Origin of the sequence: Baekduia sp., from assembly GCF_035318805.1 — a bacterium.
In the GTDB taxonomy this organism is placed as follows: Bacteria; Actinomycetota; Thermoleophilia; order Solirubrobacterales; family Solirubrobacteraceae; genus Baekduia.
On sequence record NZ_DATHDY010000101.1, the window covers coordinates 20,403 to 43,640 of the forward strand.

Below are 23,238 nucleotides of genomic sequence, written 5' to 3' on the forward strand. Positions count from 1 at the left end.
TGCGCTCGCGCCGTGCAGGCGTATCGTCGGTGGTCAGGAGACATCGACATGACCACCCTCGGGTTCGCGCTTCTGCTGATCGGCGCCATGCTGGTGGTCGCCGAGGCCCACGTGCCCGGCGGCGTCTTCGGCGTGTCCGGCGGCGTGGCCCTGATCGCCGGCGGAATCCTCGTCATCGCCGCACTGGGTGGCGGCGCCGCGCTGGCGGTCCCGGTCGCCGTCGGGCTCGGCCTGGCGACCGTCGGCTGGGCGCTCCTCGTGACGCGCAAGGTGGCTGGCGCCCAGCACGGGCGCATCCGGTCGGGCGCCGAGAGCCTGTGCGGGTCGGTCGGCACGGTCCGCGGCTGGAGCGAGCCCGCCGGGCAGGTCTTCGTCGGCGGCGCGCTGTGGCGCGCGCGCCGATCCTGGGGCGACGTCGACGACGCCGTGCCGCTGCACGAGGGCGATGCCGTCGTCGTGGAACGCGTGGACGGGCTGACGCTGTCGGTCCGCCCCGCCGAGGAATGGGAGCTGATCGCATGATCGTCGCCGTCGTCGTGGCCCTGCTCGTCCTGCTCGTCGCCGCCGCGGTGCTCGCCGGCGCGTCGGTCCGCGTGCTGCGCGAGTACGAGCGCGCCGTGGTGTTCCGGCTCGGCCGGCTCACCGGGCAGCGCGGGCCGGGGATCATCTTCCTGATCCCCGCGGTCGATCGGATGGTGCGGGTGAGCCTGCGCACGGTGACGCTGAACATCCCGGCGCAGGAGATCATCACCCGCGACAACGTGCCGGCGCGCGTCACCGCGGTCACGTACTACCGGGTCATCGACCCGAACCGGTCGGTGGTGGAGATCGAGAACGTCCTCGCCGCGACCTCGCAGATCGCGCAGACGACGCTGCGCTCGGTGCTCGGCAAGGCCGAGCTCGACGCGCTGCTGGCCGAGCGCGAGCGCCTCAACGAGCACCTCCAGCAGATCATCGACGACCAGACCGAGCCGTGGGGCGTGAAGGTCAGCACGGTCGAGATCAAGGACGTGGAGATCCCCGAGCGCATGCAGCACGCGATGGCGCGCCAGGCCGAGGCCGAGCGCGAGCGGCGCGCGAAGATCATCAACGCCGAGGGCGAGTTCCAGGCCGCGGCACGGCTCCACGACGCCGCCGACGTGATCAGCCGCAACCCGGTCACCATCCAGCTGCGCTACCTGCAGACGCTGATCGAGGTCAGCAGCAACCAGAGCTCGACGATCGTCTTCCCGCTGCCCGTCGACATCCTGCAGCGCCTCGTGCCCGCGGCCGCGGGCGCCGCCGCCGCCGGGGAGGCCGACGAGCCCGAGCAGACCGACCCGGCGCGCCTCGAGGAGGCGGCCTGGGGAAGTGCAGCGCTGAACCGGGGGACCGCGACGGCGCGTGATCGGGGCCCGGTCAGCCCCTAGCGGCGAACGCCGCCAGCACCGCCGCGTCGCCATGGGCGTGCAGGGTCGCGACGAGGCCGGCCTGAGCGTCGACGTCGAGGACCAGCAGGCGGTGAAGGCGGCCGCTCGCACCCGGCTCGCTCAGCGCGACCGCGGGCCGGCCGTTGGCCCAGGTGGCGCGGGCGACCAGCGGCCGGGGGCCGCCGCAGGCGCGCGTGGCGAAGAACGCGGCGATCGCGGCCGCCCCGGCGATCGACGGCTGCGGCGGCATCGACAGCACGGCGTCCTCGCGCAGCAGCGCGACCAGCGCGTCCATGTCCGCGCGCTGCCAGGCGTCGACGTAGCGGCGCAGCAGCTCGCGCTCGGTCTCGCGCCGCGGCGCCGCCGATCGCGCGGGCACCACCTGCTCGATCGTCGCGCGTGCGCGCTGCAGCGCGCTGTTGACGGCGGCGACCGTGGAGTCGAGCAACTCGGCGGTCTCCTGGCTCGTCCACCCGAGCACGTCGCGCAGGATCAGGACCGCGCGCTGGCGCCCGGGCAGGCGCTGGATGGCGGTCAGCAACGCGAGCTCCATGCCCTCGCGGAGGGCGTAGCGCGCGGCCGGGTCAGCGTGGGGGACCGCGGCGTCCGGCTCGAGGCGCTCGTCGGGATACGGGTCCACGGTGGGCTCGGGGCGGCGCGGGCGGCGCTCGAGCTCGTCGAGGCAGGCGTTGGTGGCGATCCGGTAGAGCCACGTCTGGACCGACGCGCGCCGCTCGAAGCGGTCGAGCGCCCGCCAGGCGCGCAGCAGCGTCTCCTGCGCGACGTCCTGCGCGTCGTGCAGCGAGCCGAGCATCCGGTAGCAGTGGACCTCCAGCGCGCGGCCGTACGGCTCGACCAGCGCGCGGAACGCCCGCTCGTCGCCGGCCTGGGCTGCCGCCACCAGCGCGCGCTGGTCGGCGATGTCGACCGTGAGGGAGGCCATGTGCGTTAGACCCCGCCGGCGCCCCGAACTCATCGATGGATCTGCGCGGCGCCGCCGGTCCAACCGGACATGACCGACGACAAGCGCACGCAACGCTGGGTCCTGGGCCTCGCGGCCGTCGCCTCCTTCATGGTGGCCTTGGACACCCTCGTGGTGTCGACCGCGTTGACCACGATCCGGCACGACCTCGGTGCGAGCATCGAGGAGCTCGAGTGGACCGTCAACGCCTACAACCTGAGCTTCGCGGTGCTGCTGATGACCGCGTCGGCGCTCGGCGAGCGCTTCGGGCGCCGGCGCCTGTTCGCCGCCGGCGTGCTCGGGTTCGCCCTGGCGTCCGCCGCGTGCGCGCTGGCGCCGGGGACCGGCGCGCTCATCGCCGCCCGCGCCGTCCAGGGCGCGGCGGCGGCCTTCGTGCTGCCGCTGGCGCTGGCGCTCGTCGGGGCGGCGTTCCCGCCGGAGCGCCGCGGCGCGGCGATGGGCGCGCTGCAGGGGCTGACCGGCCTGGCTGTGGCCAGCGGGCCGGTGATCGGCGGTGCCGTCGCCGAGGGCGTGGCCTGGCAGTGGATCTTCTGGATCAACGTGCCGATCGGGCTGCTCGCCGTCCCGCTCGTGCTCGCCCGGATCCCCGAGAGCGCGCGCGTCCGGCGGGCGCTGGACCTGCCCGGCCTCGCGCTGATCACGACGGCGGCGCTCGGGATCGTGTGGGGTCTGGTGCGCGGCAACGGCGCCGGATGGGGCAGCGCGGAGGTGGTGGCCTCGCTGAGCGCCGGCGTGCTGCTGCTCGGCGCGTTCGTGGCCTACGAGGCGCGCACCCCCGCGCCGATGCTGCCGCTGACGCTCTTCCGATCGCGCGCCTTCTCGGCGGGCAACGGCGCGATGTTCCTCACGCTCGCCTCGCTGTTCGCCGCCGTGTTCTTCCTCGCGCAGTTCCTCCAGACCGGCCTCGGCTACGGGCCCATGGCGACCGGCCTGCGGCTGCTGCCGTGGACCGGCACGCTGTTCTTCGTCGCGCCGCTGGCCGGCGTGCTCGTCGACCGCTATGGCGAGCGCCCGTTCCTCGTCGGCGGGCTGGCCCTGCAGGCGGCGGGCATGGGGTGGATCGCGCTCATCGCCGATCCCGGCATGGCCTACGGCGAGCTGGTCCCGGCGTTGATGGTCGCCGGATGCGGCGTGTCGATGGCCCTGCCGTCCGCGCAGAACGCCGTCGTCAACGCCGTGCGCTCCGACGACCTGGGCACGGCCACCGGCATCAACAGCACGGTGCGGGAGCTCGGCGGCGTCTTCGGCATCGCGATCGCCGTCGCGGTCTTCGCGGGCGGCGGCGGCTACGCCTCGGCCCAGGCGTTCACCGACGGCTTCACGCCCGCGATCGCGGCGTCGGCCGCACTGGCGCTGACGGGCGCCGTCGTGGGCCTGGGCGTCCCGCGCCGTCGCCGCGAACGGGGGAGCGCGGTCACGGCCACGCGGCCCCTCGTCGAGGCGAGCGCCGTGCCGGCCGGCAGCGATTGACTGGGTCTCGCGGCCGGCGTAGCGTCGGCGGTCCCGAGCGAAGGGACGAACCCGATGTACGCACGCGTGGCGAAGTGGGAAGGCGCGGAGGGCGACGCGCTCCGCCGTTCCGCCGACGAGATCAACGCCGAGTCCGACGCGGGGCCGCCGCCGGGGGTGCCCGCCAAGGGCTTCATGATGCTCATCGATCCCGAGACGGGTCGCAGCATGGCGGTCGCGCTGTTCGAGACCGAGGAGGACCTGCGCCAGGGCGACGCGGCGCTCAACGACATGAACCCGAGCACCGACGACGTGGGCCACCGGACGTCGGTCGAGACCTACGAGGTCGCGGTCGACCTGCGGATCTAGCGTCTACGCCGGCTCACCGACGGGCTCGGGCTTCCCGGCCCGCATGAGCAGCACCGGCAGCGGGCTGTCGTGCAGGACGCTGCGTGACACCGATCCGACGAGCGCGTGGTGCAGCCGGCCGTGACCGTGGAAGCCCATGACCACCAGGTCGCAGCGCGCGTCGCGGGCGACCTCGAGGATGCGGCGCGCCGGGGAGCCGTGGCAGAGCCGCGTCTCGACGCCGACGTCCTGCGGCAGCCCGTCCGCGGCCGCGCGCAGCGTGTGCGCGAACGTCGCCTCGAGGTCGATCAGCTCGGTCGCCCCGGCGACCGTCACGAGCTGCGGCGGCGCCGCCGGGACCACCGTGAGCAGGATGAGCTGCGCGTGCTGGTCGCGCGCCAGCGTCGTCGCGTGGCGCAGCGCGGCCTCCGCGTCCGGTGACCCGTCGACCGCCACGAGGATCCGGTGGTAGCAGCCCATCGCTCGCTCAGGCGGCGTCCGTCGCCAGGGTCTGGGCGACCAGCAGGCACACCAGCCACGCCGACAGCAGCGCGGCGCCGGCCCAGTTGATGCGGCCCGGGACCTTCACCGGCGACTCGGGCATGAAGATGATGGTCATCACCGTGGCGATCATCACGAGGACCAATGGGAACCAGAAGAGCCAATGGTAGGAGAACGCGTCCACGATCGGGCCGTCCAGGACGATGCCCAGGCCGCCGCCGATGGGGAAGATGGCGCCGGCGAGGGCCAGGACGGCGAACGTCAGCCCGTAGTGCTGGCGGTGGGGATCGCCATGCGCCGACGCCGGGGTGGTAGTGTCAGCGGGCGATGTCATCAGCTGTTGACAATTCTAGCAAGCCGAGCCGGCGACGCCACGACGCCCGTGCCAGCCGGCAGGCCCTGCTGCACGCCGCCGGCGTGCTGTTCGACGAGCGCGGCTACGACGCCGCGACCGTCCGCGACATCGGCGAGCGCGCGGGCATCGACCCCGCGCTGATCGCCCGGTACTTCGGCAGCAAGGAGGGCCTGTACCTCGCGGCGATGGCGCAGGACGACCGGGCGCCGCTGCCGACCGACCTGCGCGACGCGCTGGAGACGATGCTCGCCCGCTCCGCCGAGCAGGGCATCGGGCCGGTGCCGCGCGCGATGGCCGATCCGACCCTCACCGACGACATGCGCGAGCAGGTGCGCGCGGTCGTCGGCCGCCGCGTCGTCGAGCCGCTGACCGCGGCGCTGGAGGCGCGGGGCGCCGCCGACGCGCGGCTGCGCGCCGAGCTGCTCGTCGCGCTGGCGATGGGCGTCTCGCTCACCCGCGCCAGCGGCACGCTGCCCGAGCTGGCCGGCGCGTCGCTGACCGAAGTCCTCGACGTGCTCGGCCCGGTGGCCGAGGCGTTGTCGGGCGTCGACTGACGCGTCGCTCAGCCGCGCCCGCGGTACAGCCGCACGGTGAGCGGCGCGAAGATCGCCGTCAGCGCCGCCGCCTCGCCGAAGACGAGCGCGACGTGGGCGGCCTCGGCGCCGCCGTCCATCAGCTCGCGCGTCGCGCGGACCAGATGGGAGATCGGGTTGACGTCGACGAACGCCTCCAGCCACTCCGGCAGCGAGCTCGGCGCGACGAAGATGTTGCTCAGGAAGATCAGCGGGAACAGCGCCATGAAGCCCGTGTTCATCACGGCGCTCGGCGAGCGCAGCACCAGGCCGATCGTGGTGAACACCCACGACAGCGCGAACGCGAAGACGACGACGAGCGCCATCGCCGCGACGACGCCGGCCACGCCGTTGTCGGGCCGGAAGCCCATGATCAGCCCCACCAGCACGACGACCGTCGACGCGAGGACGAAGCGCACGCTGTCGCCGAGCACGGCGCCGACGAGCGGCGCGGGCCGCCAGATCGGCAGCGAGCGGAAGCGGTCGACGACGCCCTTGGTGACGTCGGTGTTCAGGGCCACGCCCGAGTAGACGCAGGTGAACAGCACCGACTGCACGAGGATGCCCGGCAGGATGTACTGCAGGTACTCGCTCGTCGAGCCGGCGACCGCGCCGCCGAACAGGTAGGTGAACATCAACAGGAACAGCACCGGCGTGATGGTCACGTCGAGCAGCTGCTCGGGCACGTGCTTGATCTTGAGCATGCCGCGCCACCCGAAGGTCAGCGCGGCCGACAGCGGCCCCGGACGCGGCGGGCGGGCGCTGGAGGAGAGCGCGGCGTGGAGCCGCGCCGCGTCGGGCGCGACGTCGGACTCCGACGGGCGGGTGGTCGGGGACGTGCTCATGCGGCGTCGGCCTCCTCCTCGGCGGGGTGACCCGTCAGGGCCAGGAACACCTCGTCCAGGCTGGGTTGGGCGAGCGAGAAGCCGGCGAGCCCGATGCCGGTGCGCGACAGCTCGGCGATCGCCTCCGAGGCCCGGTCGCCGTCGCCGACCGGCACCGACAGCGCGGACGGGTCGGCGGCGGTGTGCGGCTCGTCGTCGAGCACGCGGGCGAGCACGCGGCGTGCCTCGTCGCGCTGCTCGGGGTCGAGCAGGCGGACGTGCAGCGCCCCCTGTCCGACCGATGTCTTCAGCGAGCCGGGGGTGCCCTCGGCGATCACCTTGCCGCGGTCGATCACCGCGATCCGGTCGGCGAGCTGGTCAGCCTCGTCGAGGTACTGCGTGCACAGCAGCACCGTGGTGCCGAGGCCGACGAGCGCGCGGACGATGTCCCACACCTGGTTGCGCGAGCGCGGGTCGAGGCCGGTCGTCGGCTCGTCGAGGAACATCAGCTCGGGGGTGACCACGATGGACGCGGCGAGGTCGAGCCGGCGGCGCATGCCGCCCGAGTAGTTCTTCACCAACTTGGTCGCCGCGTCCTCGAGGCCGAACGCGCCGAGCAGCTCGTCGGCCCGGGCGCGGGCCGGCTTGGTCGAGTAGCCCAGCAGCCGGCCCAGGAGGAGGAGGTTCTCGCGGCCGGTGAGGTCGTCGTCGACCGAGGCGAGCTGCCCGGTCAGGCTGACCAGGTCGCGGACCTCGTCGGCCTCGGCCACGACGTCGTGGCCCATCACGCGGGCGGTGCCGCCGTCGGGGTGCAGCAGCGTGGCCAGCATACGGATGGTGGTGGACTTGCCGGCGCCGTTGGGCCCGAGCACGCCGTACACGGAGCCGCGCGGGACGGCGAGGTCGACGCCGTCCACGGCGCGGGTCGTTCCGAAGGTCTTGACGAGGCCGGTGGCCTCGATGGCGAGGGTGGTGGTCACACGATCAGAGACTGACGGGTCCGGCGAAACTCATCGCGGGTCGGCGGGAACGTCCGGTGGCACCGCTCAAGCCGGGTTGTGGATCCGTCGACACAAGCCTGAAGGGCGTTTCGTCGGAGTGCCGGGCCCTCCGGGATCTCCGCGCCGCCATGACCGAGGTGGGTGCCGGATGCCGTTCGAAGAGGCGCCGCGGCCCTCCAACACCATCGTCCTCTCCGAGCGCTGGCGGCGGTACCGGACCACGCGCAACCGCGACGTCCGCGACCAGCTCATCCTGGCCTATTCGCCGATCGTGAAGTACGCGGCCGGCCGGATCGCCTCGCGCATGCCGCCGCACGTGGACGTCGCCGACCTCGTGTCCTACGGGCTCGGCGGCCTCATCGATGCGGTCGAGCGCTTCGAGCCCGAGCGCGGCACGACGTTCGAGACCTACGCCGGCCAGCGGATCCGGGGCGCGATCTTCGACGAGCTGCGCGCGCTGGACTGGGTGCCGCGGACCGTGCGCGCCGAGGCGCGCGAGATCGAGCTGGCGACGGCCGACCTGTCGACGCGCCTGCAGCGGCTGCCGACCGACGCCGAGCTGGCCGAGCAGCTCGACATGGATGCCGACCAGCTCGACGCCTCCCTGCAGCGCGTGGCCGACGCGCGGATCGTCGCGCTGGACAAGCCGTGGAACCTGGCACGGGCCGAGGGCGTCCAGCCGACGCTGCTGGAGACCCTGGCCGACCCCGCCGCGGTGGATCCCGCCGACAGCGCCGACGCGCAGGACCTGCGCGAGCGCATCGCGGCGGCCATCGAGCGCCTGCCCGCTCGCGACCAGGTGGTCCTCGGGCTGCGCTACCACCAGGAGCTGACCTTCCTCGAGATCGGCACCGTCCTGGGCGTCTCCGAGTCGCGCGTCTGCCAGATGCACGCCAAGGCGGTCCTGCAGGTCGGCGCGCTCATGCCCGACGAGGTCTTGTCGGCCTGGGGGTGAGGCCGGGCGCTCGGCGCCGCGATCAGGTCTGGTGCGTCGCGGGCGTGAGCGCCAGACCGACGAGCCGCCCGAGGGCGCGGAGGCCGTCATCGGTCCCGGGCCAGTGGCGGCGCACGTCCTCCGCGCCGGCGCGGCGCACGACCGTTCGCAGGACCAGGCTGACGACGATGACGTCGTCGGCGTAGCCGAGGACCGGCACGAAGTCGGGGATGAGGTCGAACGGCATGGCGAGGTAGGCGAGCAGCAGCCAGAGCCGGACGCGGACGCTCCGCGGGAGGCTGCGGTCAGAGCCCAGGCGCGCGACGAGGCGCAGCAGGTCGGGCAGCAGCCGCAGGGCTTCGACGAGCCGTGGACCCTTGGGGCCGGCGAGCAGCAGCGCGACGACGAGGGCGACGTAGCCGGCCAGCAGCCCGGCGATGATCGCGATCGCGACGCTCATGGGACGCCAGGATGCCACCTGCGCATCGACGACGGTCGCCTTGTCCCGGCCGGCCGGCGGCCTGGCTCGGATCCCGAGGACGTTCTCCTCGGGGACTGAGGAGGGCACATGTTCAAGGTGATCGTGGTCGGCCATGACGGGTCCGACGGAGCCCGGCGGGCGCTCGGCCTCGCCGTGACGGTGGACGTCCACCGGGCGGTCCTCGGGGGGCCGGCGCCGAAGATCCTCGACGTCCCCCACGAGGCGGGCGCGGACCTGATCGCAGTCGGCACGCGCGGGCGCTCGGTGGTCGCGGCCTGCTGGTCGGCAGCGTCGCGCACCGCCTGCTGCACCTCAGCGACCTGCCGGTGTTCGTCGTGCCGGAGAAGGTGCGCAGCTGACCGCGGTTGCGGCGCGGGCGGGGCGGCCTACCTTGGCCGCCAGGTATGACCGAGCTCGTGCACGTCCACGGCGGGGAGCCCGGCCTGCGGCGCACGCGCCGCGGCAAGGGGTTCGCCTACCTCGACGCCTCCGGCGCGCCGGTGACCGATCCCGACACGATCGCGCGGATCGAGGCGCTGCGCATCCCGCCGGCGTGGACCGACGTCTGGATCTCGCCGCGGCCCGACACGCACCTGCAGGCCACGGGCCTCGACAGCAAGGGCCGGCGCCAGTACCTGTACCACCCCGAGTGGCGCCGCCGGCGCGACGAGGTCAAGTTCGACGACATGTTGGACTTCGCCGCGGCGCTGCCGCAACTGCGGCGGACCGCGCACGAGCAGCTCGGCGCCGACGGCGTCTCGCGCGAGCGCGCGCTGGCGCTCGCGATCCGGCTGCTGGACGTCGGGCTCTTCCGCGTCGGCTGGGACCGCTACGCGCGCGACAACGGCCACGTCGGGCTCACGACGCTGCGGCGCGAGCAGGTCAGGCTCCTCGACGATGCGGCGCAGTTCGACTACATCGCCAAGCAGGGCAAGCGGCGGCGCATGACGGTGCGCGACCCGGAGACCGTGGTGGCGATCGCGCCGCTGTGCCGCCGCCGCGGCGAGCCGCTCGAGCTGCTGGCCCACCGCGGCGCCGGCGGCTGGCACCGCGTCACGGCCTCCGACGTCAACAACGCGCTCCGTTGCTGGGCGCAGGGGCCGTACTCGGCCAAGGAGTTCCGCACCTGGGCCGCGACGGTGCTCGCCGCGGTGGCCCTCGCCCGCGAGCAGGCATCGGGCCGGCCCGGCGGCCGGCGGACGGTCAACCGCGCGGTCCGCGAGGTCAGCGTCGCCCTGGGCAACACGCCGGCGGTCGCCCGCGCCTCCTACATCGATCCGCGCGTCATCACGTCCTACGAGCAGGGCACCGTGATCGACCTGCCCGCCGGCACGCCCGACGCCCCCATGCCACTGCGCATCGAGTCCGGCGGCGACGGCGTCGTGATCGAGCTGCCCACCGACGTCCCCGGCGACGCGCTACGCGAAGACGTCGAACACCGCGTCCGGACCCTGCTGACCGCCTGATGTTCCTGTTCTTCTCCAGCAACCTCGGGTGCATTGGGTCGCTGGTGCTGTCGATGGTGGGGACGGTGGTGTTGTTGGTGATCTTGGGGGTGCTGTGAGGGGGCGTCGTTGCGCTGGCGTGGTTGGCGCCCGGTGCGGGCCTCGGCGGTGCCGCGCGCGCGCTGGAGAGGGCAGTGACGACGGAGGTTCGACCGGGCCCAGGCGCCGCCGGTCTGCCGCGGGCGCTGGTGGGACGGGTCGTTCGGGCGTGAACGGTCGAGTCGGCGCGACGGATGGCGAGTTGACGTTGCAGCTCAACGGGAAAACGCCATCCGCCGGCCCGAGGCCGGCGAGCGGCACCTAGCCGTTGCATCTCAACGTCCAGGTGCCTTTCGCCGGCGGCGGACGAAGACGGATGGCGATTACGGGTCGCATCTCGACCCCTATCCGCCATCCGTCAGCCGTTCAGCCCCGAACGACTCCCACCCCGCCGCCCGCGGAGGACACCAGGCGCCGGCGCCCCCGGTCACGCACTCGTCACTGCCCCCGAACGGCGCTCGCTCGCCGCCCACGCCCGCGCGGGACGCCACGGGCCACGGGCCACGGGCCACGAGCCGCAATACCCGCCGCCCCAGGGTGAACACTGTCGCCATGCCCGAGCCGCAGCGGTTCACCGGGTTCCCGCCCGAGGCGTTCGCGTGGTTCGCCGGGCTCCGGGACGACAACTCCAAGTCGTACTTCACCGCCCAGCGGACGACCTACGACGCCGCAGTCCGCGGCGCGCTCGAAGCGATGCTCGAAGCGCTCGCCGCGGAGCTGGGCGGCGGCGGCGCCGTGAAGGTCTTCCGCCAGCAGCGCGACACGCGGTTCTCGGCCGACAAGTCGCCGTACAAGACGCGCACCTACGGCCTGATCTCCGACCGGCCCGGCACGCTCGCCGGGCTGTACGCGGAGGTCTCCGAGGACGGCCTCTTCGCCGGGACCGGCTACTACGCCTTGGCGCCCGACCAGCTCGGGCGCTTCCGCGCCGCGGTCGCCGACGAGGCCACCGGCCCGGAGCTCGAGCGGGCGATCGCCACCGCGCGCGACGCCGGCGTCGCGCTCTTCGGCGAGGCGCTGAAGACCGCGCCGCGCGGCTACCCGCGCGACCATCCGCGGGTCGCGCTGCTGCGCCATAAGTCGCTCGTCGCGGGTGGCCGCCGCGCGCCGGACGCCGGCGGCATCCCGCGCGACACCGCCCTCGCGCACGCCCGCGCGGTCTGGGACGCGTGCGGCCCGCTGAACGCCTGGCTCGATGCCCACGTGGGCGCCAGCGACGCACCGCCACCGCCGTCGCGGTACGGCGCGCGGCGCGCCCGATGAGTCGCGGTGCACGAGTTCCCCGTTCGCTGGATTTTGCGGTCTGGCGCTCCCGCGCCGTCTGGCCCCGTCGCTAGGGTCAACCGCAATGATCCCGGCCCTCGCTCCCGCATCGCCGCAGGTCGCGGGGCATCACACCGTCGGGGCGTCCACGGGCTACATGACCGCCGACCACGGCGACTGGCCGGCGCTGCTGGAGCGGGCGGTCGCGACGTCGACGCTGGCCGTCGAGCTGTCCGCGCTGTCGGAGCCCGAGCTGCCGGACCTCGTCGAGCTGCTGCAGGACAACACGGTCCTGCCGTTCCTGTTCGTCAGCGTCCACGCGCCGACGAAGGGGCGGAGGCTGTCGGAGCCCGACCTCGTCACGATCCTCAGTCGCCTGGCCGCCCGGGTCGACGCGATCGTCGTCCATCCCGACACGATCGAGAACCCGCGTGCCTACCGTCCGCTGGGCTCCGCGCTCGTCCTGGAGAACATGGACGCGCGGAAGGCCACCGGCCGCACGGCCGCCGAGCTCGCAGACCTCTTCGCCGCGCTGCCCGCCGCGGGCCTGTGCTTCGACGTCCCGCACGCCGCGTCCGTCGATCCCACGCTCGGCGTCGCGCGCGAGATCCTTGACCGGCACGGCGCGCGACTGCGCCACGTCCACCTCTCGTCGCTGGACGCCGGCTGCCATCACCGGCCGCTGACCGCCGCCGACGAGGAGCGGTTCGCCGAGCTGCTGGATCGCTGCCGGGACGTGCCGTGGATCCTCGAAGCGCCACTGGCCGACCGATAGCGAGCCCCGCCGGCGCGCTCGAGGAGCTGCCCGGCGCGCCCGGGCGGTTCCGCACGCTGGTGGCCGCGCGCGCCTCGACGGCCGCCCGCCTCGACGCGCTGCGCGAGAAGGTCGCCCACGCGGCGCTGCCCGATCGCACGGCGCTCGTGCTCTTCGGCTCCTGGGGGCGCGGCGAGCTGACCATCGACAGCGACGTCGACTGGGCGCTCGTGGTCGACGATCCCGACCTGCCGCTCGACGACCCGCGCGTGGTGCGCGCCGTCGAGACCGTCCGGCTCCTGCTCGAGGACGAGGGCGCGCCGCCCGGCGGCCAGCAGATGTTCGGCGGCGCCTTCCACGCCTGGCGGCTGGTCGAGCACATCGGCCTAGCCGAGGACGACAGCGCCAACCTCACCCGCCGCATGCTCCTGCTGCTGGAGTCCGTCGCCGTCACCGCGCCCGAAATCCACCAGCACGTCAAGCGCCGCGTGCTGGAGCGCTACCTCTCGCGCCAGTCACGGTCGCACCGCCCGCCGCGCTTCCTGCTCAACGACATCATCCGCTACTGGCGGACGATCGCCGTCGACTTCGAGGGCAAGGTCGCCCAGGACACGCGCGCCGCCGCCGGCGAGGACCGGTTCGTCATGCGCAACGCCAAGCTGCGCACCAGCCGCAAGCTGCTCTACGTCAGCGGGCTGCTGCCCGTGCTGCTGTGCCACTACGTGCGCGCGAGCGACATGGTGGACTTCCTCGACGAGCAGTTCGCCGAGCCGGCGACCGACCGCCTCGCCCGCGCCTTCCTGCATCTCGGGCTCCCCGAGCCGGGCGCGCGCACGCTCGGCGCCTACGAGGAGTGGATCGCGCTGCTGTCGGACTCCGGTCACCGCGCGGTCCTCGAGGCGCTGACGGAGGAGACGCGCGACGCCGACGCCGTCTTCGCCACGGTCCGGCGCCTGGGCAACGGGCTCGACAACGGCCTGCTGGCGCTGCTGCACGAGACCGAGCTGGGCCCGGTCACGCGGCGGTACGTGACGATCTGAGCGTAAGCACCCTCGGGAGCGTGACCCAGTCTCGCGCCGCTACGTGACGATCTGAGGGCCCGGCGCCCGGGCGCGGCTAGTAGCTGCGGCCCACCACCGCGACGAGGTCGTCGGCGTCGAGGTCGTCCGGGATGCCGCCGTCGGCCGTCTGCACGCAGCGGACCGAGACCGCCTTCTCGTTCAGGCGCCTCTCGCCCTCGGGGCCGACGGCGCTCCACGGCAGCGTGGCGAAGCCCGTCTGGGCGGCCTCCAGCGCCTCCTCGATCGTCGTGACGGCGCGCGTCAGCGAGGCGGCACGCTCGCGCGCCTCCTCGGCCAGCGAGGCCTGCACGGTCTCGAGCAGGTCGCGGGCGGCGGCGGCGGCGCCGGCGACCGGCACCGCGGCCTTCTCGCCCGTGTCGCGCCGGACGACCGACACGACGCCCTCGGCCAGGTCGCGCGGCCCGATCTCGATCCGGACCGGGACGCCCTTGAGCTCCCACTCGGTCAGGCGCCGCCCGAGCCCGGCGGGCCGCGCGTCGACGCGCGTGCGCACGCCGGCGTCGCGCAGCTCGCGGTCGATCGCGTCGACCACCGGCCGCGTCTCGTCGTCGTCCTTGACGGCGACCACGATCACCTGGATCGGGGCGACCACGGGCGGGACCCGCAGGCCGCTGTCGTCGCCGTGGCCCATGATCAGGCCGCCGACCATGCGCGTCGAGCTGCCCCATGACGTCGTCCACGCCAGGCGGCGCTCGCCGTCGGCGTCGCTGAACTCCATGTCGAAGGCGCGCGCGAAGTTCTGGCCCAGCTCGTGGCTGGTGGCCATCTGCAGCGCCTTGCCGTCCCGCATCATCACCTCGCAGGTCATCGTGTTGATGGCCCCCGCGAAGCGCTCGGTGTCGGTCTTGACCCCGACGAGCACCGGCATCGCCAGGACGTCGCGCAGGAACGCGAGGTACACCTCGAAGTGGATGCGGCGCGCGTAGGCGGCGGCGTCGGCCTGTGAGGCGTGGGCGGTGTGGCCCTCCTGCCAGAGGAACTCGCTGGTCCTCAGGAAGATCCGCGGGCGCAGCTCCCAGCGCACGACGTTGGCCCACTGGTTGAGCAGCAGCGGGAGGTCGCGGTAGCTCTGGATCCACTTGGCCATGAACTCGCCGAAGACGGTCTCGCTCGTCGGGCGGACGACGACCGGCTCGGTGAGCTCCTTGCCGCCGGCGTGCGTGACGACGGCCAGCTCGGGGCTGAAGCCCTCGACGTGCTCGGCCTCGCGCTGGAGGTGCGACTCCGGGATGAACAGCGGGAAGTACACGTTCTCGGCCCCGGTGGCCTTGATCCGCTGGTCGACCTCGGCCTGCATGCGCTCCCAGATGGAGTACGCGTACGGCCGGATGACCATCGTCCCGCGGACGGGCCCGTTGTCGGCGAGCTCGGCCTTGGTCAGGACGTCCTGGTACCACTGGGGGAAGTCGTCGGCCTGGGGGGTGAGGACGGGAGCGCGGGCCATGGGCGTCGGAGCCTAGTGGGCGGGGCGTGCCGGGGGCCGGTCAGTCGACGAAGCCCGTGCGCAGCGCCAGGGCGACGGCCGCCGCCCCGCGCGGGGTCAGCCGGTCGTCAGCGACGGCGTGACGCCGCGGACGCGACGCAGCCGGCCCCAGCGCCGCTCCTGCGCGAACGCGATGAGCCGGTGCAGGTAGTCGGAGACCGGCGTGACGCGGATCCCGCGCGGCGACAGGTGCGCCTCGGCGCCTGCCGCGTCGAACGTCGTGCGCACGTCGAGGTAGGGCAGGTAGTCGCCGAGGTTGGCGGCCAGCACGCGGCCGGCGGCGGTGGCCGAGAGCGTCTGGGCGAAGGCCTCGGCGGTCACGCGCGGCGGGGGCTTGCGGCCGGTGGCGCGGCACGCCAGGTCGGCGAGCTCGCCGACGGTGATCGCGTGGCGCCCGGCGGTCAGGTGGTAGGTCCGGCCGTCGGCCGGCGCGTCGGTGAGGCCCAGCAGGCCGTCGGCGACGTAGTCGACCGGGACGACGTCGAGCAGGCCGGCGTCCTGCTCGGGCACCGCGTCGACCGCGCCGGCCACGAGGGCGCGCAGCGGGACGTAGAGCACGTTGAACGCCGCGGTCCAGCCCGACTCGCGGTCGCCGACGACGATGCTCGGGCGCACGATCTGCAGCGGCAGGCCGGCGCCGGCGGGGCCGGTCACGAGCTCCTCGGCCTCGATCTTGGACTGCTCGTAGGTGTTGCGGAAGCCTTGGCCGATGCGGCGGTCGCGCTCGCCGAACGGCCCGGTGTGGGCGCCGGCGACGAACGCGGTGGAGACCTGCACGTAGCGGCGCAGCGGCCGGGCGGCGTGCAGGAGCTGGGCCAGCTCGACCATGCGAGCGGTGCCGGCGACGTTGACGGCGCGGGCGTCGTCGATCTCCTGGTCGAACCGCACGCAGGCGGCCGAGTGGATGATCTCGTCGATGTCGTGGCCGCCGGCGAGGATGCGCTGGGCCAGCTCGGCGGGGTCGAAGTCGGTGACGTCGGACGCCAGCGCCCGCAGCGGCGCGCGACGTGGCGGACCGTCGGCGAGCAGCGCCTCGACGCGCGCCTGGGCGGCGTCGTCGTCGCCGGCGCGCACCAGGACGGTGACGGGACGGTCGGTGCGGGCGAGCCAGCGCGCAAGGACGCTCTGGCCGACGAAGCCCGAGGCGCCGGTGAGCAGGAGGCCGCCGCGACGGGAGTCACGCATCGAGATCCTCCAGGTCGAGGGGAAGGAGCGCCGGCGGAAGCTGGGCGCTGAAGTGGACGTCGGCCGTCCGGGGCGGGTCGAGGCTGAGGCGCAGCGCCTGCTGCGGCGCCAGCGTCAGCGACCAGGTGCTGCCGCAGGACAGGCAGCTGCAGCGGGCGTCGAGGCGCTCGCCGGCCATGCCGACGGTCAGGCGCGTCCCGCCGTCGAGGCAGGCGGGGCAGCTCAGGGCCGCTCCGACGATCGCATCGGGGTCGTCGAGCGTGAACGCGGCGGCGTACCGGCCGCAGGCGACGCTCATGGCGTCACCAGGCCTTTGGGTTCCAGCACGTCTCCAGGGTCCCCCGCCGACAGCGGTTCTACGACCCCTGGTCCGTCCAAAGCACCCGATGCGGTGCAGGACCGCCGGTCCAGGTGCAGCGACCTATAACTAGGAGACTGTGTCGCTATCGCGACCGGGGACCCACCTCCGGCGGCGACGGCTGGCCGTCGTGGGCCTCGGCCTCGCTGGCCGCCTACGGCACCCCTAGGAGATCAGCCCGAGGCGCTGGGCGCGCTGCACGGCTTCGGTGCGGTTGCGGGCGCCGATCTTGCGGAACATGCCCGACGCGTGCTGCTTGACCGTGTTGGGGGAGAGGTGCAGCTCGACGGCGATCTCGGCGTTGGTCATCCCGCCGGCCACACGCTCCAGCACCTGGCGCTCGCGGTCGGTGAGCACCATGCCCGAGGGCGCCGCGTCGTCGAACACCGTCAGCCCGCGCCCGACGCGGCGGATCGCGTCGGCCAGCTCGGCGGCGTCGCGCTCCTTGGTGATGAACCCGTGCGCGCCCGCCGCGCGCGCGGCCTTGGCCGACAGCCGGCCCGCGCCCGAGTACAGCAGCGAGCGCGTGCCCGGCGAGGCCTCGTGGATCTTGCCGACGATCTCCGGTCCGGACTCCTCGCCGACGAACAGGTCCACGAGCGCGACGTGCGGCTCGTAGCGGCGCGCGAAGTCGGTCGCCTGGGCGCCCGAGCTGGCCGGGATGCAGCGCTCGACCCAGTCGAGGCGGCCGAGCATGAGGCGCAGGCCCCAGTGTACGACCTGATGGTCGTCGACGACGAGCACACGGAGGTTGCGGTCGGTCATGCGGGCTCCGGTCGGGGAAGGACGAGGCGCACGTGCCAATGCTCCGGCCCCGTGGGTCCGAACGTCAGGGATGCCCCATGTTGTAGCGCTTCGAACGCGGCGATCCGCAGGCCCATGCCGGCGCCGCCGCGCTGCGCGGCGCTCACGCCGTCGTTGGTGATCTCCAGCTCGACGGTGTCGGCGTCGCCGCGGACCGCGACCGCGATGTGACCCGGCGTCGCATGGCGGCGGGCGTTGCGGATCGCCTCGCCGAGCACCGACTGCGTCACGGGCTCGAAGGCGGTGGGGATGCTCAGGCCGTCCTGCCAGGCGACCTCGATCGCGCCGTCGGGCGCGTTGCCCTGCAGGCGCACGAGCTCGTCGCGCAGCGTCGAGGTGACCAGCCGCGTGGTCGCCGCCAGCGGGCGGCCCATCGCGTCGCGCAGGTCGTCCAGGGCGTGGCCGAGCTCGGCGGCGGCCCGGCGCTGGTCGGCCTCGTCCAGCAGCGCGCCGGACTGCAGCGCCATCACGACGCCGAAGACGCGCTGCACCACGCGCTCGTGGATCTCGCGCGCGAGGTCGATGCGGTCGGCGAGGTGGCGGGCGTCGGACTGCTGGCGCGTCGCGAGTCGCGCCGACAGGGCGAGCGCGCACACCTTGCCCAGCGAGCGCAGCGCCTCGCGCTCCTCCTCCGACAGCGACCGCTGGGTGCCCTCGGCGATGATCACGCCGAAGCCGCGGCCGCCGGCGGCCAGCGGCACGCACACCAGGTGCTCGAGGCCCAGCAGCGTGTCGTAGGGCGCGGCCAGCTCGTCGGCGCTGCCCTCCAGGACCTGGTCGAGGTCCAGCGCGCGGCCGGCGATCGGCGCGGTCTCGATGGCCAGGATGTGGCCGTCGAAGAGCTCGATGTCGACCTCGTGCGACCCCACGACGCGCACGCGCCGGGCGACGTCGTCGTAGACGAAGACGACCGCGCGGCGCATGGAGCCCAGCCGGCAGACGGCCTCGGCGAGGCGGTTGTAGAACGCCCCCGGCGCCTCGGGCGTGGCGTGCTCGACCTCGCCGAGCAGCGACACGAACAGGTGCAGCGAGGCGATGGGGGAGAACGGCGTGGCTCCGCCGTGCGCGCCGGTCAGCTCCATCGCGGAAGGGTCGATGGGCCGGGCACCAGAAGCGCCCGGCCCACCAGAGGAGAAGGAACGCGCTCACGGTTACCAGCGTCCCGAAGCCGGCGGGAGTCCTGACCAGATCCCATGTGAGCGGGCACCGTAGCCCACCTTGCCGGTCGGCGCGGGCGTGGGGGGAGTGCCCGGACGTCGCTGACTACCCGGATGGGGGATGCGCCGGCGCGGTCAGACACGGCGCGAGGACGACCCATCAAGTTCGGCGCGCGCAGACCGACTGCCCTCTTGATGGCGTCCACGCCCGCACCGCCTCGCCTCGTCCGTGCCTTCGGCACGGTCATCCTGGCCGCTGGGCTCGTGACGCTCGTGCGCGCCGAGCTGGCGGGGAGCTTGGTGGCGACCGGTGTCGCGGGCGCCGCCGGCGTCGTGCTGGGCGCCACGATCCTGCTGCGCGCCCGGGAGGTCACGCTGTCGCACGTCGCGTGGGTCTGCGCGCTGTGCACCTTCCTGATCGCCGTCGCGGTCGCCTCGCGCCCGACGCCCTACGGCGCGGGCTACATGTACGTGTGGATCGCGCCGTTCGCGTTCATGGCCGGGCGCCGGGCCGGCACCGTGATGACCGCGCTGGCGGCCGTGACGCTGGCCGGCGCCTTCGCCGTGCAGGCCGCGCGCGTCGACGATCCGCTCGCGTTGCAGACCTATGCCTCGTGGTGGCTGGTCGCGACCGGGTCGGTGCTCGTGGTCGGCGTCATCACGCGCGGGCTGGTCACCTCGCTGCAGGCCACGCAGGAGCAGCTCGAGCGCGGCTTCCGCCAGGGCGTCCGCGGCATGGCCTTCCTCGACCACGAGGGGCGCTGGCACCGCGTCAACCCTGCGCTCGCCGCGATGCTCGGCCGCGACGAGGCCGAGCTGGCCGGCACGCTGCCCTCCGCGGTCGGCCATCCCGACGACGCCGCGATCACCGCGGACTGGATGGACGTCATCCATCGCGAGGGCCACATCGCGTTCGAGAAGCGCTACGTGCGGCCCGGGGGCGAGATCCGGTGGGTCGCGGTCCGCGCGACGGCCCTGCAGGACGGCGGCGGCGAGCGCGCCGGCTACTTCGCCGAGTACGAGGACGTCACCGGCCGTCGCGTGGCCGAGGAGCGCATGCGCCAGAGCGAGCGGCGCTTCGAGCGCGCGTTCGAGGACGCCGGGACCGGCATGCTGCTGGTCGGGCTCGACGGCGTCGTGCACAAGGTCAACCGCGCCATGTGCGAGCTGCTCGGCGGCCCGCCGCAGCGGCTCGTCGGCGCGTGCATCACCGAGTTCCAGCACCCCGACGAGCTCGACGGCACCGAGCTCGGCGAGCTGCTGCGCGGCGAGCGCGACGGGTTCCAGCAGGACGGCCGCTACCGCGACGTCCACGGTCACGACCGGCACGGATCGGTGACCGTCGCGCTCGTGCGCGACGACGCCGGCGTGGCGCAGCACGCGATCGTGCAGCTGCAGGACATCACCGCGCGCGTGGCCGCCCGACGCCGTGAGGCCGCCCTGGCCGCGCTCGGCCGCCACGCGCTGTCGGTGGAGTCGCTGGCCGACCTGTTCGCCGAGGCGACGCGCACCGCCGCCGCGACCCTCGACGCGCCGTACGCCACGCTGCTCGAGGCCTGCGACGCGGGAGAGATCCTCGCCGCCGAGGGCTGGGACGGCGAGCCGGCCCGCGGCCACGCGGTCGCGGTCCTCGACGCGCCGGATGCGGTCGTTCTCGACGACGTGGCCGTCGCGCCGCCGGGCATCGACACCGCCGCGCTGGTTGCCGCCGGCGTGCACTGCGGCGCGGCCGTGGCGGTCCTCGGGGAGGGTGAGGCGCCGTTCGCGGTGCTGGCCGTCCATGCCCGCGGCGGCACCCGCCTGAACGAGTACGACGTCGCCTTCCTGCGCTCGGCGGCCAACGTGCTGACTGCCGCGCTGCGCCGCGAGGCCGCCGAGCAGGAGCTGCGCCACCGCACGCTGCACGACCCGCTGACGCGCCTGCCCAACCGCGCCCTGCTGGTCGACCGCGTGCGCCTCGCGCTCCCGCGCGCCCGGCGCGACGGCAAGGCGCTCGCGGTGCTGGTCCTCGACCTCGACGACTTCAAGAACGTCAACGACACCTACGGCCACGACGCGGGCGACGAGCTCCTGCGCGCGCTCGCGCCGCGGCTGCAGGGCGCGCTGCGCGCCAACGACACGCTGGCCCGCCTCGGCGCCGACGAGTTCGTCGCGCTGTGCGAGGGGCTCGAGGATCCCGAGGAGGCGCTGGGCGTCGCCGAGCGGCTGCTGGCGGCGACCGCGGAGCCGCTCCCGGTGCCGGTCGTCGGCGAGGAGGTCCGGTGCACGGCGAGCATCGGCATCGCGCTGGCGGGCGCGGGCGACGACGGCGACGCCGAGGGCCTGCTGCGCGACGCGGACCTGGCGATGCACCGCGCCAAGGCCGCCGGGCCGGGCGGCTACGAGATCTTCGAGCACGCGATGCGCACCCGTGCGCTGCAGCGCGTCGCGCTGACCAACGACCTGGACCGGGCGCTGGCGCGCGACGAGCTCGTCCTCGCCTTCCAGCCGATCGTGTCGCTGGCCGACGGCCGGATCGTCGGGGCCGAGTCCCTCGTGCGCTGGCACCACCCCGACCGCGGGCTGATCATGCCCGACGCGTTCATCGGCCTCGCCGAGCGCACCGGCCGCATCGTCGACCTCGGCCGCTGGGTCATCCGCGACGCCGCATGCCACGCCGCGCGCTGGCCGCAGCTGACGGTCGGCGTGAACGTGTCGCGCCGCCAGCTGAGCGATCCCGGGCTGGTCGGCGACGTCGCCGCGGCGCTGGCCGAGCACGGCGTCGCGGCGGAGCGCTTCTGCGTCGAGGTCACCGAGACCGCGCTGATGGACGACCCGGCGGGGGCGACGCGGGCGCTGCACGCCCTGCGCGAGCTCGGCGTGCGGATCGCGCTCGACGACTTCGGCACGGGCTACTCGTCGCTGTCGTCGCTGAGCGAGTTCCCGCTCGACACCCTCAAGCTCGACCGCTCGTTCCTGCCGTCCGAGCCGTCGCTGCGCCAAGGCTGGTCGATCGTCCGCGCCGTGCTCGACATGGCGCGCACGCTGCGCTTCGAGGTCGTCGCCGAGGGCGTCGAGACCGCCGCACAGCGCGACGAGCTCGCGGGCCTGGGCTGCGCCCTGGGCCAGGGCTACCTCTTCAGCCGCCCGATCGCGCCCGGCGCGCTGGGCGAGCTGCTCAGCACGTCGGCCAGCTCGCCAGCGGCCGCGCCGCCCCGTTGACGGCCGGGCGGCCCTCGAGCCGCCCGAGCACCCGCGCGAGGGTCGGGCGCGTGTCCGCCGGGTCGATGATCTCGTCGACCTTCATCAGGCCGGCGGCCCCGTAGGGGTCGATGTCGGCGCGCATCGCGCCGGCCAGCGCGTCTCGCTGCGCCTCGTCGCCTCCGGCGACGACGTTGGCGGCCACGAGCGGATCCATGAACGAGATCTCGGCCGACGGCCAGGCGTAGACGGCGTCGACCCCGGTGTCGTTGCCGCCGAGGCTGAAGTAGGCCAACCCATAGGCCTTGCGCAGGAGCACGGTGAGCTTCGGCGTCTCCGAGAGCGCTAGCGCGGTCTGCAACCGGATCGCGTGCTTGAGCATGCCGTCGTGCTCGACCTGCTTGCCGACGAAGAAGCCGGGCACGTCCTGGAAGAACAGGACCGGCAGGTCGAACGCGTCGCACAGGCACAGCAGCTTGACGGCCTTCTCGCACGCGGCGGGGTCCAGCGCGCCGGCGAAGAACTTCGGCTGGCTGGCGACGACGCCGACGGCGTGGCCGTCGAGGCGCCCGAGGCCGCACACGAGGCCGCGCCCGAAGCCGGCGCCGAGCTCCAGCAGCGAGTCCGCGTCGAGCACGCGGCGCAGCACCTTGTGCACGTCGTAGGCGCGGGCGCGCCGGCGCGGGACGATCTCGGCCAGCTCGGGATCGGGCGCCAGCGGTGCGCGGTCGCCCGCCGCCGTGCGCGGCGCACGCTGCGCGGCGTTGGCCGGCAGGTGCTCCAGCGCGCGGCGGATCAAGGCATATGCCTCGTCGTAGTCCTCGGCGATCAGGTCGATCTGGCCGGTCGTGCGGGCATGGACGTCGGCGCCGCCGAGCTCGTCGTTGGTCAGCTCCTCGCCGGTGGCGATCTTGGCGACCAGCGGCGAGGTGACCGCCAGGCACGTCCCGCGCACCTGGATGACGAGGTCCGACGCGGCCGAGACGAACGACGAGCCGCCGAACGAGTCGCCGACGATCACGGTGATGAACGGCACGCGCCGGCGGCGGCGGAAGAGGTTGACGTCCACGGCGACCTGCGCGAACCCGGCCGAGCCCAGCGAGTCGGGGATGCGCGCGCCGCCGGTGGCGCCGAAGTACACGATCGGGTGCCCGCACTGCTCGGCGTGGGCGAAGAGGCGGCCGAGGCGGCGCGAGCCCATCGGCGACGACGAGCCGCGCTTGACGGTGATGTCGTCGCCGGCGACCGTGACCGGGCGCCCGTCGATGGTCCCGTGGCCGCCGACCTTCCCGTCGCCGGGCGTGTCGTCGTGGTCCTCGGGACGCAGGGAGCGCACGAACGTGCCGACCTCGTCGAACGAGCCGTCGTCGAGCAGCGCGTCCAGATGCTCGCGGATGGTGCGCTCCCCGCGGGCGTGGAGGCGCTCGATGCGGGCCATGCCGCCCATCTCGGCGCGGATCCGGTCGCGCCGCTCGCGCAGCTGCGCGACGACGTCGGGCTCGATGTCGCGGTCGGGCGGCGGCGCGGGCGTCATGGCCCGGCATCTCAGCAGACGTGCGCGGTCAGGCGTCC

General features: G+C 74.2%; 24 protein-coding genes. 12 read left to right on the top strand and 12 right to left on the bottom strand.

All coding sequences use genetic code 11. The annotated features are described in order from the left end of the window. The first annotated feature begins 48 nt into the window (after positions 1-48). Positions 49-522, top strand: a complete 474-nt coding sequence (locus tag VK501_RS21620) for an NfeD family protein (RefSeq protein WP_324341098.1) — start codon at positions 49-51, stop codon at positions 520-522. Continuing rightward, positions 522-1,409, top strand: a complete 888-nt coding sequence (locus tag VK501_RS21625; RefSeq protein WP_349261049.1) for a slipin family protein — start codon at positions 522-524, stop codon at positions 1,407-1,409. Before VK501_RS21620 ends, VK501_RS21625 begins: the two co-directional genes overlap by 1 nt. Here VK501_RS21625 and VK501_RS21630 read toward each other — a convergent pair. Then, complete coding sequence (locus tag VK501_RS21630; RefSeq protein WP_324341102.1) at positions 1,399-2,352, bottom strand: RNA polymerase subunit sigma-70; 954 nt, start codon at positions 2,350-2,352, stop codon at positions 1,399-1,401. The two genes, VK501_RS21625 and VK501_RS21630, sit on opposite strands and share 11 nt — an antisense overlap. A 69-nt stretch (positions 2,353-2,421) precedes the next feature. On the opposite strand from VK501_RS21630, the gene VK501_RS21635 reads away from it, so the two are divergent. Then, complete coding sequence (locus VK501_RS21635; protein WP_324341104.1) at positions 2,422-3,861, top strand: DHA2 family efflux MFS transporter permease subunit; 1,440 nt, start codon at positions 2,422-2,424, stop codon at positions 3,859-3,861. Positions 3,862-3,915: 54 nt separating this feature from the next. Next, positions 3,916-4,209 carry a hypothetical protein gene (locus tag VK501_RS21640; RefSeq protein WP_324341106.1) on the top strand — a complete coding sequence of 98 codons (294 nt, stop codon included), beginning with the start codon at positions 3,916-3,918 and terminating at the stop codon, positions 4,207-4,209. A gap of 3 nt (positions 4,210-4,212) precedes the next feature. On the opposite strand, the gene VK501_RS21645 is transcribed toward VK501_RS21640, so the two are convergent. Continuing rightward, positions 4,213-4,668 (bottom strand): universal stress protein, encoded by a 456-nt coding sequence (locus tag VK501_RS21645; protein WP_324341108.1) that lies wholly within the window; start codon positions 4,666-4,668, stop codon positions 4,213-4,215. Positions 4,669-4,675: 7 nt separating this feature from the next. Continuing rightward, entirely contained in the window at positions 4,676-5,023 is a 348-nt protein-coding gene (locus VK501_RS21650) for a hypothetical protein (RefSeq protein WP_324341109.1), read from the bottom strand. On the opposite strand from VK501_RS21650, the gene VK501_RS21655 reads away from it, so the two are divergent. Continuing rightward, positions 5,017-5,598, top strand: a complete 582-nt coding sequence (locus VK501_RS21655) for a TetR/AcrR family transcriptional regulator (protein WP_324341111.1) — start codon at positions 5,017-5,019, stop codon at positions 5,596-5,598. The genes VK501_RS21650 and VK501_RS21655 overlap by 7 nt on opposite strands. An 8-nt stretch (positions 5,599-5,606) precedes the next feature. Here the strand turns inward: VK501_RS21655 and VK501_RS21660 are convergent, their stop codons facing one another. Next, the gene (locus tag VK501_RS21660; RefSeq protein WP_324341113.1) at positions 5,607-6,461 is read right to left on the bottom strand and encodes an ABC transporter permease; all 855 of its coding nucleotides are present in this window, start codon (positions 6,459-6,461) and stop codon (positions 5,607-5,609) included. Then, positions 6,458-7,420: an ATP-binding cassette domain-containing protein gene (locus tag VK501_RS21665; protein WP_324341115.1), complete on the bottom strand. Its 963-nt coding sequence runs from the start codon at positions 7,418-7,420 to the stop codon at positions 6,458-6,460. The genes VK501_RS21660 and VK501_RS21665 overlap by 4 nt, the downstream gene beginning before the upstream one ends. A 169-nt stretch (positions 7,421-7,589) precedes the next feature. On the opposite strand from VK501_RS21665, the gene VK501_RS21670 reads away from it, so the two are divergent. Then, entirely contained in the window at positions 7,590-8,396 is an 807-nt protein-coding gene (locus VK501_RS21670; protein WP_324341117.1) for a FliA/WhiG family RNA polymerase sigma factor, read from the top strand. Positions 8,397-8,418: 22 nt separating this feature from the next. Here the strand turns inward: VK501_RS21670 and VK501_RS21675 are convergent, their stop codons facing one another. Then, complete coding sequence (locus VK501_RS21675) at positions 8,419-8,835, bottom strand: YkvA family protein (RefSeq protein ID WP_324341119.1); 417 nt, start codon at positions 8,833-8,835, stop codon at positions 8,419-8,421. Between the two features lie 108 nt (positions 8,836-8,943). On the opposite strand from VK501_RS21675, the gene VK501_RS21680 reads away from it, so the two are divergent. From VK501_RS21680 to VK501_RS21700, 5 genes are all read left to right on the top strand, one after another. Then, entirely contained in the window at positions 8,944-9,264 is a 321-nt protein-coding gene (locus VK501_RS21680; protein WP_324341121.1) for a hypothetical protein, read from the top strand. After that, positions 9,261-10,322, top strand: a complete 1,062-nt coding sequence (locus VK501_RS21685; protein WP_324341123.1) for a DNA topoisomerase IB — start codon at positions 9,261-9,263, stop codon at positions 10,320-10,322. Before VK501_RS21680 ends, VK501_RS21685 begins: the two co-directional genes overlap by 4 nt. A 630-nt stretch (positions 10,323-10,952) precedes the next feature. Next, the gene (locus VK501_RS21690) at positions 10,953-11,663 is read left to right on the top strand and encodes a DUF2461 domain-containing protein (RefSeq protein WP_324341125.1); all 711 of its coding nucleotides are present in this window, start codon (positions 10,953-10,955) and stop codon (positions 11,661-11,663) included. Between the two features lie 85 nt (positions 11,664-11,748). Beyond that, positions 11,749-12,438 (top strand): TIM barrel protein, encoded by a 690-nt coding sequence (locus VK501_RS21695; RefSeq protein WP_324341127.1) that lies wholly within the window; start codon positions 11,749-11,751, stop codon positions 12,436-12,438. Positions 12,439-12,497: 59 nt separating this feature from the next. Further along, positions 12,498-13,457 (top strand): DUF294 nucleotidyltransferase-like domain-containing protein, encoded by a 960-nt coding sequence (locus VK501_RS21700; RefSeq protein ID WP_324341128.1) that lies wholly within the window; start codon positions 12,498-12,500, stop codon positions 13,455-13,457. 76 nt (positions 13,458-13,533) lie between these two features. Here the strand turns inward: VK501_RS21700 and proS are convergent, their stop codons facing one another. From proS to VK501_RS21725, 5 genes are all read right to left on the bottom strand, one after another. Next, a complete protein-coding gene (proS, locus tag VK501_RS21705) occupies positions 13,534-14,943 on the bottom strand; it encodes a proline--tRNA ligase (protein WP_324341130.1) in 1,410 nt (469 codons plus the stop codon). A 96-nt stretch (positions 14,944-15,039) separates the two neighbouring features. Next, on the bottom strand, positions 15,040-16,167 hold the full coding sequence (locus VK501_RS21710) for an SDR family oxidoreductase (RefSeq protein WP_324341132.1): 1,128 nt from the start codon (positions 16,165-16,167) through the stop codon (positions 15,040-15,042). Next, positions 16,160-16,465, bottom strand: coding sequence for a hypothetical protein (locus VK501_RS21715; protein WP_324341134.1), 306 nt, complete (start codon positions 16,463-16,465; stop codon positions 16,160-16,162). Before VK501_RS21715 ends, VK501_RS21710 begins: the two co-directional genes overlap by 8 nt. A gap of 225 nt (positions 16,466-16,690) precedes the next feature. Further along, on the bottom strand, positions 16,691-17,290 hold the full coding sequence (locus tag VK501_RS21720; protein ID WP_324341136.1) for a response regulator transcription factor: 600 nt from the start codon (positions 17,288-17,290) through the stop codon (positions 16,691-16,693). Further along, positions 17,287-18,411, bottom strand: a complete 1,125-nt coding sequence (locus VK501_RS21725; RefSeq protein WP_324341138.1) for a GAF domain-containing sensor histidine kinase — start codon at positions 18,409-18,411, stop codon at positions 17,287-17,289. Before VK501_RS21725 ends, VK501_RS21720 begins: the two co-directional genes overlap by 4 nt. Before the next feature lie 270 nt (positions 18,412-18,681). Between VK501_RS21725 and VK501_RS21730 the strand changes: the two genes are divergently transcribed. Continuing rightward, a complete protein-coding gene (locus VK501_RS21730) occupies positions 18,682-21,687 on the top strand; it encodes a sensor domain-containing protein (RefSeq protein ID WP_324341140.1) in 3,006 nt (1,001 codons plus the stop codon). Here the strand turns inward: VK501_RS21730 and VK501_RS21735 are convergent. Beyond that, complete coding sequence (locus tag VK501_RS21735) at positions 21,644-23,200, bottom strand: acyl-CoA carboxylase subunit beta (protein ID WP_324341142.1); 1,557 nt, start codon at positions 23,198-23,200, stop codon at positions 21,644-21,646. The genes VK501_RS21730 and VK501_RS21735 overlap by 44 nt on opposite strands. Between the last annotated feature and the right edge of the window lie 38 nt (positions 23,201-23,238).

Bases quoted from the DNA above. Each gene is read 5' to 3' on its own strand.
- VK501_RS21620 (WP_324341098.1), top strand. From the start codon at position 49: ATGACCACCCTCGGGTTCGCGCTTCTGCTGATCGGCGCCATGCTGGTG.
- VK501_RS21630 (WP_324341102.1), bottom strand. From the start codon at position 2,352: ATGGCCTCCCTCACGGTCGACATCGCCGACCAGCGCGCGCTGGTGGCG.
- VK501_RS21635 (WP_324341104.1), top strand. From the start codon at position 2,422: ATGACCGACGACAAGCGCACGCAACGCTGGGTCCTGGGCCTCGCGGCC.
- VK501_RS21640 (WP_324341106.1), top strand. From the start codon at position 3,916: ATGTACGCACGCGTGGCGAAGTGGGAAGGCGCGGAGGGCGACGCGCTC.
- VK501_RS21645 (WP_324341108.1), bottom strand. From the start codon at position 4,668: ATGGGCTGCTACCACCGGATCCTCGTGGCGGTCGACGGGTCACCGGAC.
- VK501_RS21655 (WP_324341111.1), top strand. From the start codon at position 5,017: ATGTCATCAGCTGTTGACAATTCTAGCAAGCCGAGCCGGCGACGCCAC.
- VK501_RS21650 (WP_324341109.1), bottom strand. From the start codon at position 5,023: ATGACATCGCCCGCTGACACTACCACCCCGGCGTCGGCGCATGGCGAT.
- VK501_RS21660 (WP_324341113.1), bottom strand. From the start codon at position 6,461: ATGAGCACGTCCCCGACCACCCGCCCGTCGGAGTCCGACGTCGCGCCC.
- VK501_RS21670 (WP_324341117.1), top strand. From the start codon at position 7,590: ATGCCGTTCGAAGAGGCGCCGCGGCCCTCCAACACCATCGTCCTCTCC.
- VK501_RS21675 (WP_324341119.1), bottom strand. From the start codon at position 8,835: ATGAGCGTCGCGATCGCGATCATCGCCGGGCTGCTGGCCGGCTACGTC.
- VK501_RS21680 (WP_324341121.1), top strand. From the start codon at position 8,944: ATGTTCAAGGTGATCGTGGTCGGCCATGACGGGTCCGACGGAGCCCGG.
- VK501_RS21685 (WP_324341123.1), top strand. From the start codon at position 9,261: ATGACCGAGCTCGTGCACGTCCACGGCGGGGAGCCCGGCCTGCGGCGC.
- VK501_RS21690 (WP_324341125.1), top strand. From the start codon at position 10,953: ATGCCCGAGCCGCAGCGGTTCACCGGGTTCCCGCCCGAGGCGTTCGCG.
- VK501_RS21695 (WP_324341127.1), top strand. From the start codon at position 11,749: ATGATCCCGGCCCTCGCTCCCGCATCGCCGCAGGTCGCGGGGCATCAC.
- proS (WP_324341130.1), bottom strand. From the start codon at position 14,943: ATGGCCCGCGCTCCCGTCCTCACCCCCCAGGCCGACGACTTCCCCCAG.
- VK501_RS21710 (WP_324341132.1), bottom strand. From the start codon at position 16,167: ATGCGTGACTCCCGTCGCGGCGGCCTCCTGCTCACCGGCGCCTCGGGC.
- VK501_RS21715 (WP_324341134.1), bottom strand. From the start codon at position 16,465: ATGAGCGTCGCCTGCGGCCGGTACGCCGCCGCGTTCACGCTCGACGAC.
- VK501_RS21720 (WP_324341136.1), bottom strand. From the start codon at position 17,290: ATGACCGACCGCAACCTCCGTGTGCTCGTCGTCGACGACCATCAGGTC.
- VK501_RS21725 (WP_324341138.1), bottom strand. From the start codon at position 18,411: ATGGAGCTGACCGGCGCGCACGGCGGAGCCACGCCGTTCTCCCCCATC.
- VK501_RS21730 (WP_324341140.1), top strand. From the start codon at position 18,682: ATGGCGTCCACGCCCGCACCGCCTCGCCTCGTCCGTGCCTTCGGCACG.
- VK501_RS21735 (WP_324341142.1), bottom strand. From the start codon at position 23,200: ATGACGCCCGCGCCGCCGCCCGACCGCGACATCGAGCCCGACGTCGTC.